This is a genomic window from Streptomyces sp. MNU76, assembly GCF_020982545.1.
Taxonomy (GTDB): Bacteria; Actinomycetota; Actinomycetes; order Streptomycetales; family Streptomycetaceae; genus Streptomyces.
In genome coordinates, this window is the sequence record NZ_JAJKLK010000005.1 from 133638 (window position 1) to 145295 (window position 11658).

The 11658-nt window shown below is 72.4% G+C and carries 11 protein-coding genes; 4 read left to right on the top strand and 7 right to left on the bottom strand.

Going from position 1 to position 11658, the window contains the following annotated elements:
- Window positions 1-25: 25 nt before the first annotated feature.
- The 5 genes from araD to E4N62_RS13970 form a co-directional block, all read right to left on the bottom strand.
- Window positions 26-1765, bottom strand: coding sequence for an L-arabinonate dehydratase (gene araD, locus E4N62_RS13950; RefSeq protein WP_230214853.1), 1740 nt, complete (start codon window positions 1763-1765; stop codon window positions 26-28).
- The gene (locus E4N62_RS13955; RefSeq protein ID WP_230214384.1) at window positions 1762-2673 is read right to left on the bottom strand and encodes a dihydrodipicolinate synthase family protein; all 912 of its coding nucleotides are present in this window, start codon (window positions 2671-2673) and stop codon (window positions 1762-1764) included. The genes araD and E4N62_RS13955 overlap by 4 nt, the downstream gene beginning before the upstream one ends.
- A gap of 97 nt (window positions 2674-2770) precedes the next feature.
- On the bottom strand, window positions 2771-3463 hold the full coding sequence (locus tag E4N62_RS13960; protein WP_230214386.1) for a GntR family transcriptional regulator: 693 nt from the start codon (window positions 3461-3463) through the stop codon (window positions 2771-2773).
- A 162-nt stretch (window positions 3464-3625) separates the two neighbouring features.
- Window positions 3626-4375, bottom strand: coding sequence for an MBL fold metallo-hydrolase (locus E4N62_RS13965; protein ID WP_230214388.1), 750 nt, complete (start codon window positions 4373-4375; stop codon window positions 3626-3628).
- A 90-nt stretch (window positions 4376-4465) separates the two neighbouring features.
- The gene (locus E4N62_RS13970) at window positions 4466-5059 is read right to left on the bottom strand and encodes a TIGR03086 family metal-binding protein (protein ID WP_230214390.1); all 594 of its coding nucleotides are present in this window, start codon (window positions 5057-5059) and stop codon (window positions 4466-4468) included.
- A gap of 198 nt (window positions 5060-5257) precedes the next feature.
- Here E4N62_RS13970 and E4N62_RS13975 point away from each other — a divergent pair, with 198 nt between their 5' ends.
- Window positions 5258-6526, top strand: coding sequence for an MFS transporter (locus E4N62_RS13975; RefSeq protein ID WP_230214392.1), 1269 nt, complete (start codon window positions 5258-5260; stop codon window positions 6524-6526).
- Window positions 6527-6547: 21 nt separating this feature from the next.
- Window positions 6548-7156, top strand: coding sequence for a dihydrofolate reductase family protein (locus E4N62_RS13980; protein WP_230214394.1), 609 nt, complete (start codon window positions 6548-6550; stop codon window positions 7154-7156).
- Window positions 7157-7207: 51 nt separating this feature from the next.
- On the opposite strand, the gene E4N62_RS13985 is transcribed toward E4N62_RS13980, so the two are convergent.
- Together E4N62_RS13985 and E4N62_RS13990 are read right to left on the bottom strand one after the other, a co-directional pair.
- Window positions 7208-8380: a hypothetical protein gene (locus E4N62_RS13985; RefSeq protein WP_230214396.1), complete on the bottom strand. Its 1173-nt coding sequence runs from the start codon at window positions 8378-8380 to the stop codon at window positions 7208-7210.
- Window positions 8377-9333, bottom strand: coding sequence for a 5-dehydro-4-deoxyglucarate dehydratase (locus E4N62_RS13990; protein ID WP_230214402.1), 957 nt, complete (start codon window positions 9331-9333; stop codon window positions 8377-8379). Before E4N62_RS13990 ends, E4N62_RS13985 begins: the two co-directional genes overlap by 4 nt.
- Window positions 9334-9614: 281 nt before the next feature.
- On the opposite strand from E4N62_RS13990, the gene E4N62_RS13995 reads away from it, so the two are divergent.
- Both E4N62_RS13995 and E4N62_RS14000 read left to right on the top strand, forming a co-directional pair.
- A complete protein-coding gene (locus E4N62_RS13995) occupies window positions 9615-10424 on the top strand; it encodes an NAD(P)-dependent oxidoreductase (RefSeq protein ID WP_230214403.1) in 810 nt (269 codons plus the stop codon).
- Window positions 10425-10774: 350 nt separating this feature from the next.
- Window positions 10775-11536 carry a DeoR/GlpR family DNA-binding transcription regulator gene (locus E4N62_RS14000; protein WP_268269385.1) on the top strand — a complete coding sequence of 254 codons (762 nt, stop codon included), beginning with the start codon at window positions 10775-10777 and terminating at the stop codon, window positions 11534-11536.
- Window positions 11537-11658: the final 122 nt, after the last annotated feature.

An 11658-nucleotide genomic window follows, 5' to 3' on the forward strand; every position in this document is an offset into this window, starting at 1 on the left:
CCAGGGGCGCGGGCCGGTCAGGTCATTACCCCGCGTACGGGTCCGGGACCTTGCCCGGTCTGGCCAGGAACTCGAAGTCGCAGCCGGTGTCGGCCTGGGTGATCTGGTCGTTGTAGAGGGCGCCGTAGCCGCGTTCGTAGCGGGTGGGCGGTGGCGTCCACTCGGCCCGGCGGCGCTCCAACTCCGCGTCGTCCACGTTGAGTTGCAGGGTCCGTGCTTCGACGTCGAGGGTGATGGAGTCGCCGGTGCGGACCAGGGCGAGGGGCCCGCCGACGTACGACTCCGGTGCGACGTGCAGGGCGCAGGCGCCGTAGCTCGTGCCGCTCATGCGGGCGTCGGAGATCCGCACCATGTCCCGGACGCCCTGCTTCAGCAGATGATCGGGGATGGGCAGCATCCCGTACTCGGGCATCCCCGGACCGCCCTTGGGCCCGGAGTTGCGCAGCACCAGGACGGTGTCCGCGGTGATGCCGAGCGACGGGTCGTCGATGGTCCGCTGCATGGTCCTGTAGTCGTCGAAGACGACCGCGGGGCCGGTGTGCTTCAGCAGGTGCGGCTCGGCCGAGATGTGCTTGATGACCGCGCCGTCCGGACAGAGGTTGCCCCGCAGGACGGCGACCCCGCCCTCGGTGGCGACCGGGTTCTCGCGGGTCCGGATCACGTCGTCGTCGTGCACGAGCGCGCCGTCGAGCTGTTCGCGCATCGTGGCGTACGAGACGGTCGGCCGGTCCAGGTGCAGCAGGTCGGTGATCCGGGACAGGAACCCCGGGAGGCCGCCCGCGAAGTGGAAGTCCTCCATCAGGTACGTCTGCCCGCCGGGCCTGACGTTGGCGAGCACCGGGACCGTGCGGGCGATGCGGTCGAAGTCGTCGAGGGTGAGCTCCACGCCCGCGCGGCCGGCCATCGCGATGAGGTGGATGACCGCGTTGGTGGAGCCGCCGAGTCCGAGGACGGTGGTGACGGCGTCCTCGAAGGCGTCGGCGGTGAGGATGTCGCTCAACTTCCGGTCGCTGTGGACCAGTTCGACGATGCGCAGACCGGCGGCGGCCGCCATGCGGTCGTGGCCGGAGTCGACGGCCGGAATGCTGGAGGCGCCCGGGACGGTGACCCCGAGGGCCTCGGCGGCGGCGGTGAGCGTGGAGGCCGTACCCATGGTCATGCAGTGCCCCGGCGAGCGCGCGAGACCGGACTCCAGCTCGGTCATCTCACAGTCGCCGATGAGCCCGGCGCGCTTGTCGTCCCAGTACTTCCACATGTCGGTGCCGGAGCCGAGGACCTCGCCTCGCCAGTGCCCCGGCAGCATGGGCCCGGCGGGCACGAACACGGTCGGCAGGTCGACGGAGGCGGCGCCCATGAGCAGCGCGGGCGTGGACTTGTCGCAGCCGCCCATCAGCACGGCCCCGTCGACCGGGTAGGAGCGCAGCAGCTCCTCGGTCTCCATGGCGAGCATGTTGCGGTAGAGCATGGGGGTCGGCTTCTGGAAGGTCTCGGAGAGGGTCGAGACCGGGAACTCCAGCGGGAATCCGCCCGCCTGCCAGACCCCCCGCTTGACCGCCTGCGCGCGATCCCGGAGGTGCACATGACAGGGGTTGATGTCCGACCAGGTGTTGAGGATCGCGATGACCGGCTTGCCGAGGTGCTCCTCGGGGAGGTACCCGAGCTGACGGGTACGGGCCCGATGGCTGAAGGAGCGCAGGCCGTCGGTGCCGTACCACTGGTGGCTGCGGAGGTCCTCGGGCTTCTTCCTGTCGACGGGCTCGTTCATATCGACCATCCGGCGGCTATGACGGCGACCTCGGCGCGTTCGTCCTCGGGCAGTTGTCTGCTGGGGGCCCGGACGTCACGGCGGCACAGGCCGAGGGAGGCGAGTGCCTCCTTGACCACGGTGACGTTGTCGGCGGAGCCGTTGGCGGCGCGCAGCTCCTCGAAGCGGCGGATCTGCTCCCAGACCTTCATGGCGGCCGGGAAGTCACCCGATCGAAGCGCTTCGATCATGTTCAGCGAGACGGCCGGGGCGACGTTCACCAGTCCGGAGGTGAAGCCGGTGGCGCCGGCCGAGAAGTAGGAGGGCGCGTACGGCTCGGCGAGTCCGGCCACCCAGACGAAGCGCTCCAGGCCGGCGTCGCGGGCGAAGGCGGCGAAGCGGGCGGCGTCCGGGACGGCGTACTTGACCCCGATGACGTTCGGGCAGGCGTCGGCGAGTTCGGCGAGGCGCTCCCCGGTGAGCTGGGCGTTGCGGATGTAGGGCACGACGCCCAGTTCGGGTACGGCCTCCGCGATCGCCCGGTGGTAGTCGACCCAGCCGCTCTGCGAGACATAGGGGTGGACCGGCTGATGGACCATCACCATCTGGGCGCCGATCGCGCGGGCGTGCTCGGCGGAGGCGATCGCGGTCGGGATGTCGTGTCCGACGCCGACCAGGAGCACCGCGCGGTCGCCGACCTCGTCCATGGTCAGCTCGGTGACGAGGCGGCGCTCATCGGGGGTGAGCGCGTAGAACTCGCCGGTGTTGCCGTTCGGGGTGAGGGTGGTGATGCCGCCGTCGAGCAGCCGACGCAGCAGGGCCCGGTGGGCGTCCTGGTCGACGGTGCCGTCCTCGGCGAACGGAGTCACCGGGATGGCCACCACGTCGGCCAGGGCCGTCCGGTGGGTCTCGAACGTCACGCTGCTCATGGATGACCTTCCTCTGCAAGGAGTTCTTGGAGGACTGCGGAGGGCCGGCGTGGCCGCCTCGTCGGGCGGCTCCGCCGTGCCTCGTGGACTCGGGGGCTTACGGGGCCGGTGGGCCCTGTGCGGCTTGGTGTGCCTGTGGTGCCGGCGTTTCCACCCGGGCCTCGGGGAAGGCCCGCTCGACGAACGAGGCGATGTGCGCGTACAACGCGGCGGCGGCGCCGTCCGCGTCGCCGTCGAGCGCGAGCCGCAGGATCTCCCGGTGCTCGGCGGCCTCCCGCTCCCAGGAGGGGTCGGCGGCCCAGGCGACGGCCGAGACCAGGGCGGCCTGGTCGCGCACCTCGTCGAGCATCCGGCCGAGCAGCGGATTGCCGCACGGTACGTACAGCGCGCGATGGAACTCCCGGTTGGCCAGCGAGCGTTCGGCGGTGTCCGTGGCCGCGTCGGCCCTGGTCAGCGCGTCGCTCGCCGCGTCCCACGGGACACCGCGCCGCACCGAGCGGCGCAACGCCTCCGGCTCCAGGAGCAGCCGTACGTCGTAGACCTCGCGCGCCATGTCCGCGTCCACCATGCGCACCGTGACGCCCTTGTACTGGCTCATCACGACGAGCCCGGTCCCGGCCAGTGTCTTCAGGGCCTCGCGCACGGGCGTCTTCGACACCCCGAACTGCGCGGCCAGTTCGGTCTCGACCAGGGCCTGACCAGGCGTCAGCTGCCCGGTGAGGATGCGGTGCTTGATCCCCTCCAGCACGAACTGCGTGCGGGACGGGATCGGCGTGGGCACAGAGGTCATGCGCGCCTCTCGCTCTCGGATCTCACATATCGCGTCTCATATATGACGTACGAAGTACGACGCGTTGAAGTTAGGAGGGGGCCCGTGTTTCGTCAATGCTTCTGACAGAAGAAGATGTGCGCGCGGTCACATGATCTTGGTGTCACACCGTCGATACCGGTGTCACACGATGTGGGTGTCCCCCACCCGCGCGCTCTCGGTGGGACCGCCGAAGACCACCGCCGCCCGCCCGGTCGCCCCCTCCGGGGTGAGCGTGGGCCCCACATGGGTGATCAGCAGCCGGCCGGCACCCTTGGCGTACCGGCCCGCCTCCTCCGGGGTGAGGTGCACCTGGGGTTCGCCTTCGCGATGCGTGTCGACGTCCGCCTCGCACAGGAACAGGTCGGCGCTGCCCGCGAGCGCGCCCAGCGCGTCGCACGGCCCGCTGTCCCCCGAGTAGGCGAGGACCCGCCCCTGGCACTCGGCACGCAGGCCGTACGCCTCCACGTCGTGGACGACGGCGCGGGCGGTGAGCGTGAGGTTCCAGTGCCGGACGGTGTGGCCGTCGCACAGGGGACGGAAGTCGAAGACCCCGTTCAGGGAGGCGGGGTCCGGCCGTCCGAGGAACCCCGCGACGCGGGCGGCGCAGTCGCCGGGCGCGTAGACCGGCAGCGGCGCCGGGAGGGTGAGGCCGCCGTGGGCGAACCCGTACAGCGCGGCCACCAGATCCGCACTGTGGTCCGCGTGCAGATGGGAGATCCAGATCGCCGTGAGCCGGGTGGGATCGGTGTGCCGCTGCAACTCGGCGAACGTGCCGAAGCCCGCGTCCACCCATACCTCGGCGCCGCCGCCGCGCAGCAGATACCCGGAGGCGGGCCTGCCCGGGCCGGGGTGCGGAGAGGCGGTGCCGAGGACGGTGAGGCTGAGGGGCATGCCCGGGAGCGTACGGACGCGGACGGGGGCGCGCGCCGGGTTTGTGCGTTCTTTCGTGGGTTGCTCATGGTGTTGCTCGCGAGGTTGCCGCTATGGCTTCCACTTCGGATCGCGTCCGCTCAGACCGATCACACGGTCGAGCAGCGGCTCGTCGTCCGGGACGGGCACGACGGGGCCGAAGATCTCGCCGCGCGAGGGGTCGTCGACCGACGCCTCCAGGAAGGCGTGCGTCGCGGTGAGGGCCGACGGATCGGCTTCGTACGGCTGCCCGGTCGCCCGCGCGAGGTCCCAGCCGTGCACGACGAGTTCGTCCGTCGCCACGGCCCCGGCGACCGCCCCCGGCAGCGACACCCCGCCGGCCCGGGTCTCACCCGTCCAGGCGGCCGGGTCCCGCCAGGCTTCCGCCAGTTCGTCGAGCACCTTCGGCAGAGCCTCGCGCCAGCCGGGCTCGATGTCGGGCAGCGCGGACTGCGGAGCGGTGTCGGTCGTGGGCCCCAGGTCCTTGCGGGCCGCGTCCCGGAAGGCGATGGCGAGTCCGAGCAGATGCCCGAGGAGGTGGCGCGCCGCGTACTCGGGGCACGGGGTGGGGCCGGCGAGCTGGTCGTCCCGGACGGCCGCGACGAGCCGGGCGACGAGGCGGGTCTGCGGGCCGAGGTCGAGGGGGATCGGGCCGTGGTCGGTCATGCGGTACTCCTTCACAGGTCTGTCCTCGTGCGTGGTGCGTGGTGCGTGATTCGGGGTTCGGGGTTCGGGGTTCGTGTTCGGTAGACCCCCGGCGTCCCGAGAACTCATCGTCGACGGAGCAACCACCTTTCCCGGTGACGTTTCCTAGGGCATCCGCCCGATCCGTGCGCCGGGTCCTTAGTGCCACGCTCACCAGCCATGACATCGACTGCATCGACCACATCGACGACGTGGGCGGTGGGACGGGTGCTGCGGGACCGCGACGCGGGGCTGTATCTGGCCGCGGTGGTGGTCTCGGGCCTGGGTTCGTCCGCGCTGTGGCTGGTCGCGGGGGTCTGGGTCAAGGACCTCACCGGCTCGGACGCCCTGGCGGCGCTGTGCGCGTTCGCCCTGTGGGCCCCGCTGCCGGCCGGCCCCCTGCTGGGCGCCCTGGCGGACCGCCCCCACCGCCGCGCCCTCCTCATCACCACCGACCTCGCCCTGGCCGCCCTCCTCCTCACCCTCTTCACCGTCGACGCCCCGGGTGACCTGTGGCTCCTCTACGCGGTCCTCCTCGTCTACGGCGCGGCGGGCGTCGTCCACGACGCGGCGGAGTCGGCCCTCGTCGCCACCACCGTCGCCCCCTCCCTCCTCGGCGACTTCAACGGCCTGCGCATGACGGCGAACGAGAGCATGAAGCTGCTGGCCCCCTTGGCGGGGGCGGGCCTGTACGCGGCGTACGGCGGAGCGACGGTGGCCCTGCTGGACGCGGTGACGTTCGTGGCGGCGGCGGGGTTGTACGGCTCGGTACGGGAGCGTGCCGGCCGCGCCACCCGCACCGACCCCGCCGCCGAAGTCGACCCCACTGCCCGAACCACCACAGTCGACCCCACCGCTCGAACCGTCCGCTCGTCCCGAACCGGCCGCACATCCGCAGGCGCCCGGTACCTGCTGGCCCACGCGCGCCTGCGTCCGCTCGTCCTGGCCGGGGGCGTGACCATGCTGCTGTCCGGCATCAACGGCTCCCTCGTTTTCGCGGTGGTGGAAGCCCTCGGCCGCTCCCCCGCCTACGCCGGCCTCCTCCACGTCGCCCAGGGCGCGGGGTCGATCGCCGTCGGCCTGACCACCGGCCCCCTCCTGCGCCGCCTCGGCGAACGCCGCTTCGCCGCGTACGGGATCGCCCTGACAGGCGTGGCCGTGGCACTGCGCGCCGTACCCGAGGACACCGTCGCCCTCGTGTGCGGCGCGGCGATCGGCGCCGGGCTGCCGTGCGTCCTCGTCGCCACGCTCACCGCGGTCCAGCGCGACACACCACCCCACCTGCTGGGCCGCGCCACGGCCACCGCCCAGACCCTGCTGTTCGCCCCGACGGCGGTGGGCATGGCGATCGGCGCCGCCCTGGTGGGACCGATCGACCTGCGGGTCCTGGCGGTGTCGGTGGGGGGCGTCTGCCTGCTTCCCGCGGCCGTTCTGCTGCGCCATCGCTGACCCGTGGGGGACCCTGTACGCATGGGCAAGGTGATCTGCGACATCACGATCTCGCTCGACGGCTACTCGGCGGGGCACCACCAGACCGAGGAACGCCCGTTCGGCGACGACGGCGGCGACGGCTCCGGCGCCGCGCTGCACGCCTGGATGTTCGACGCTCCCGAGGAGAACCGGGCCGAGATCGACCGGTTGAACACCGCCGGGGCCTTCGTCATGGGGCGCAATATGTTCGGCCCGGTGCGCGGCGCGTGGGACCGGCCGTGGAACGGCTGGTGGGGCGACGATCCGCCGTTCCACGCCCCGGTGTTCGTCCTCACCCACCACCCGCGCGACCCGCAGCCGATGGACGGCGGCACCACGTTCCACTTCGTCACCGAGGGGGTCACCGCAGCGCTGGACCGGGCCCGCGCTGCGGCCGGCGACGGCGATGTCACGGTCATGGGCGGCGCGACCACCGTCAACCAGTACCTGGCCGCCGGCCTCGTCGACGAACTACGGCTCCACATCGCCGCGTTCACGCTCGGCTCCGGCACCCGACTCTTCGACGGCGTCCCCCCACTGCCCCTGAGACAACGGACCGCCCGCCCGACAAGCCTGGTCACCCACCTGACGTACGAGGTGCTGCGCTGAGACGGGAGGGCGCGCCGCGATCCACCCGGCCCCCGGCTCACCCCACCGCGGTCAGTCTCCCCGTACCGCCGTCAGCGCTTCCCTCACCGCCGTCAGGTCCTGGTCCGAGGCCAGGCCCGCGTGGTACAGGCGGAGTTCCGTCGCGCCCAGTTCCGCCGCGCGGCCCGCGTCCTCGGCCAGGGTGACCGGGCTGCCGCCCATGCCCGACACGATGCCGAAGTTGGCGGCCAGGACGGCGCCCTCCGCACCGGCCTCGGCGAAGGCCGGCAGCAGGCCCGGGCCGCCCGCGCACGGGACGACCACGCCGTCCGCCACGCCGAGGATGTGCGCGGGATCGACCCCGGGGTTCGCCCCGCAGTGGTAGGTCACCGGGTCCGCGTGCAGCAGGATCTGGAACCCGGCGGGCGCGGCGGCCCGTACCGCCTCGACCGCCGTCTCCTGGAGGGAGCGGGCGATCGCCTCGCGCCACACGCGCGTGGCCGCCGCCCGGTCCGCGCCGAGCAGCTTCTCCACGGCCGGCCAGCCCTCGTCGACGGCCTCCCCCCGCCACAGCGGCTCCAGCGCGTCCCGGACGGCCGCCGCCAGCTCCTCGGGGTCCTGCCCGGCGTCGGCGTAACCGGCGCGGCAGGTCACGCAGAAGCAGAGCGACATCAGGTACTGCCCGGCGTCCCCGAGCCCGACGCCGCCCGTCTTGTCGTGGGCGTGGAGGTGGGAGATCCCGTACCAGCCGAGCGACTCCAGTTCCGTGCCGCGGGCGCCCGGCCGGACCGCCGCCTCCACGGCCAGGTCGACGAGGTACTCGCGGGTCGCCTCCTGCGCGACGCACGGGGCCCACGGATACCGGTCGCCGTAGGCGTTGACCACGGAGGTCGAGGGGTGCTCGGCGCCGAGCCGGGAGTTGTGGGCGAGGACGACCCAGGTGTGCACCTCCAGCCCGGCGTGCGCGAGTGCCGTCGCCGCCTCGCCGAACGCGTCACCCGGCGCCCAGTCCCCCGCCGGGTACGGCCGCAGCGTCCGGCCCTCCCAGCGCACCCCCGGCGGGTACAGCACGGCCGCGTGCTCGGCGGTGACGATGCGCTGCCGGGGGTGGCGGGGGGTGAGCGCGCGGGTGGAGTGGTACGCGGAGGCGAGCGTCACCTGTCGTACGCCCAGCCCCGCGATGCGTTCCGCGGCGGCCGGGTCCCCGTTGACGTCCCACGGGTAGACGAACGTCGACGCCTTCACATGTCCTCCTGGCACTCTTCCAGCAGCGCGTGTCCGCGCTCGATCAACCGGCCCAGTTGTTTGACGTGTTCCTCGGCCGGCTCGTGCAGCGGCGGCCGTACCCCGCCCACGTCCAGTCCCCGTAGCCGTACCCCGGCCTTGACCAGTGACACGGCATAGCCCCGGCCCTTGGCGCGGAGTTCGACGAAGGGCCGGTAGAACCCGTCCAGGAGCCGTTCCACGATCGCGCGGTCACCGGCTTCGAGCGCCCGGTGGAAGGCGAGGGCGATCTCCGGGACGAAGCAGAAGACGGCCGACGAGTACAGGGGGACCCCGACGCCCCGGTACGCGGGCTGGGTGAGCTCGGCGGTCGGCAGGCCGTTGAAGTAGAGGAAGTCGGCCGTGGCCGGGCCCTCGGCGCGCACCGCACTGACGATCCGTGTCATCAGGTCCAGGTCGCCGACGCCGTCCTTGAGGCCGACGATCCCTTCCGTGCGGGCCAGTCCGACGACGGTCTCCGGGGTGAGGACCGCGTTGTCGCGCTGGTAGACCACGACCGGGAGGGAGGTCGCGGCGGCCAGTTCCCGGTAGTGGCGCAGCAGCCCTTCCTGGGCGGCCACGACGAGGTACGGCGGCAGGGCGAGCAGGCCGTCGGCGCCCGCCTCCTCGGCGAGGCGCGCGTAGCGCACGGCGAGGGCGGTGCCGTAGCCCGCGCCGGCCACCACGGGCACCCGGCCGGCCGTCTCCGCGACGGCGGCCCGGACGCAGCTCTGGAACTCCTCGGGCGTGAGCGCGTGGAACTCGCCGGTGCCGCAGCAGACGAAGACGGCCGCCGCCCCGGCGTCGACGCCCTGACGGACGTGCGCGCGGCAGACGTCGAGATCGACCGCGCCGTCCGGGCCGTAGGCCGTGACGGGGAAGAACAGCGGTCCGCTGGGGACCCTGAGCCGGGCGGTGAGAGGGGCTGACGTCACGGGGCGCTCCCAAGTCCGAGCCGAAGTCGAGTCCGAGCCGAAGTCGACCGCCGAGTCGACTTCGACGCGCAGGTCCATGTCACTGATCAGTGTTTACATTTCTGAACAAGAGCACGCTAAGGCGCCCTCGCGGGCCCGGTCAAGCCGGGCAACCCCCGCCGCACCAGCGATTTCCCGCCCCCGCGCCGCACTTGACGCAGGCGACCACACTCCCTAGCGTGTCCATGAATGTGAATATCAGACGCTCATGTGCACGGCTGGCGATGCAAGGAGATCCACGGATGCCCGCTCCCCGCACCGTTCTGCTCACCGGCGCCGCCGGTGGCCTCGGCACCCTGATGCGGGACCTGCTCCCGGCATACGGCTACGAACTGCGCCTGATGGACCTGCTGCCCGTCGAGGGCGCGCCGGACGCGATCACGGCCGACCTCGCCGACCAGGAGGCCGTGCGCGAGGCCGTACGGGGCGTCGACGCGATCATCCACCTCGCGGGCATCTCGCTGGAAGCCCCGTTCGAGAAGATCCTCAAGGCGAACATCGAGGGAACCTACAACCTGTACGAGGCCGCGCGCGCGGAGGGCGTGCCCCGGATCGTGTTCGCCTCCTCCAACCACGCGGTGGGCTTCACGCCCCGCCCCCAGGACGGGGACCCGCTGATCCCGGTCGACACCCCGCACCGGCCCGACACCTTCTACGGCCTGTCCAAGTCCTTCGGCGAGGACCTGGCCCAGCTCTACTGGGACAAGCACGGCCTGGAGACGGTCTCGGTACGCATCGGCTCCTGCTTCCCCGAACCCACCAGCGTCCGCATGCTCTCCCTGTGGATGAGCCCGGCCGACGGCGCCCGCCTCTTCCACGCGGCCCTGACCGCCGAGCACGTCGGCCACACCGTCGTCTACGGCTCCTCCGCCAACACCCGCCTGTGGTGGGACCTCTCCACCGCCCGCGCCCTCGGCTACGAGCCGCAGGACGACTCCGAGCCGTACGCCGAGAAGCTCATCGCCGAACAGGGCGAGCTGTCCCCGGGGAACGAGGCCCACGCCAACCTCGGCGGCCACTTCGTCAACGATCCCCCGATCTGGCCGTACTGACCGGACCGGCGAGGACCCAAAAGTTCTCAAGGGGTTCCCCAGGGTTCCCAGGGGTTCCCATGGGTTCTGGGTTCGTACGTCGTACGGGAAACGAGGGCCGTACGTCGTACGGAAGGAGCGGGCGGGCACCGAACGGGCCCGCCCGCTCCCGCATTCGGGCACGCCCGTTGCCCGATGCCACGTCCGCCCCAGGTCCGCCACGGGCGGCGGTCACCCGAAACGGTCAGGGACGGGCAGCATCGGACCCGTGACAGACCTGGTCGGCGCCGCGCACCCGCTGTAGAACTTCCCCCAAGGCCCGCAGCGGGCCCGAACGGGCAGCACTACGGCGAGGAGAGCAGGTGTCGGCCATGAGCGCGGAAGAAAGGCAGCGCGAGATCGTCAGGGCCGCCCGCGGCAACGGCGCGGTCGACGTCGCCGAACTCGCGGTCACGCTGGGCGTCGCCAAGGAGACCGTACGGCGTGATCTGCGCGCCCTGGAGGACCACGGCCTGGTCCGACGTACGCACGGCGGCGCGTATCCCGTGGAGAGCGCCGGTTTCGAGACGACGCTCGCCTTCCGCGCCACCAGCCACGTGCCCGAGAAGCGCCGGATCGCCGCCGCGGCGGCCGAACTGCTCGGCGACGCGGAGACAGTCTTCGTCGACGAGGGCTTCACCCCGCAGCTCATCGCCGAGGCGCTGCCCCGGGACCGGCCGCTGACCGTGGTCACCGCCTCGCTCGCCACGGCGGGCGCCCTCGCCGAGGCCGGCAACACCACCGTGCTGCTGCTCGGCGGCCGGGTGCGCCCCGGCACCCTCGCCACCGTCGACCACTGGACGACGAGGATGCTGGCCGGCTTCGTCATCGACCTGGCGTACATCGGCGCCAACGGCATCACCCGCGAACACGGCCTCACCACCCCCGACCCGGCCGTCAGCGAGGTCAAGGCCCAGGCGATCCGCGCCTCCCGGCGCACGGTCTTCACGGGCGTCCACACCAAGTTCGGCGCCGTCAGCTTCTGCCGGTTCGCCGAGGTCAGCGGCCTGGACGCGATCGTCACGAGCACGCTGCTGCCGACGTCCGAGGCCCACAGGTACTCGCTGCTGGGGCCCCAGGTCATCCGCGTCTGACCCCAGCCCCGACCGACTCCACGGCCCCCGCCCTCCCCTTCCCTGCCTGCCCGCACAAGCTCCCCTACCTCCCCTCACCTCCCCTACCTCCACGCGCCCCTTATCCCCCATACGTCCAGGAG

What these genes read in the sequence shown, in the direction of transcription:
- E4N62_RS13970 (WP_230214390.1), bottom strand. Translation starts at nt 5,059, where the DNA reads ATGACCGACCACGGCCCGATCCCCCTCGACCTCGGCCCGCAGACCCGC.
- E4N62_RS13965 (WP_230214388.1), bottom strand. Translation starts at nt 4,375, where the DNA reads ATGCCCCTCAGCCTCACCGTCCTCGGCACCGCCTCTCCGCACCCCGGC.
- E4N62_RS13975 (WP_230214392.1), top strand. Translation starts at nt 5,258, where the DNA reads ATGACATCGACTGCATCGACCACATCGACGACGTGGGCGGTGGGACGG.
- E4N62_RS13960 (WP_230214386.1), bottom strand. Translation starts at nt 3,463, where the DNA reads ATGACCTCTGTGCCCACGCCGATCCCGTCCCGCACGCAGTTCGTGCTG.
- E4N62_RS13980 (WP_230214394.1), top strand. Translation starts at nt 6,548, where the DNA reads ATGGGCAAGGTGATCTGCGACATCACGATCTCGCTCGACGGCTACTCG.
- E4N62_RS13955 (WP_230214384.1), bottom strand. Translation starts at nt 2,673, where the DNA reads ATGAGCAGCGTGACGTTCGAGACCCACCGGACGGCCCTGGCCGACGTG.
- araD (WP_230214853.1), bottom strand. Translation starts at nt 1,765, where the DNA reads ATGAACGAGCCCGTCGACAGGAAGAAGCCCGAGGACCTCCGCAGCCAC.
- E4N62_RS13995 (WP_230214403.1), top strand. Translation starts at nt 9,615, where the DNA reads ATGCCCGCTCCCCGCACCGTTCTGCTCACCGGCGCCGCCGGTGGCCTC.
- E4N62_RS14000 (WP_268269385.1), top strand. Translation starts at nt 10,775, where the DNA reads ATGAGCGCGGAAGAAAGGCAGCGCGAGATCGTCAGGGCCGCCCGCGGC.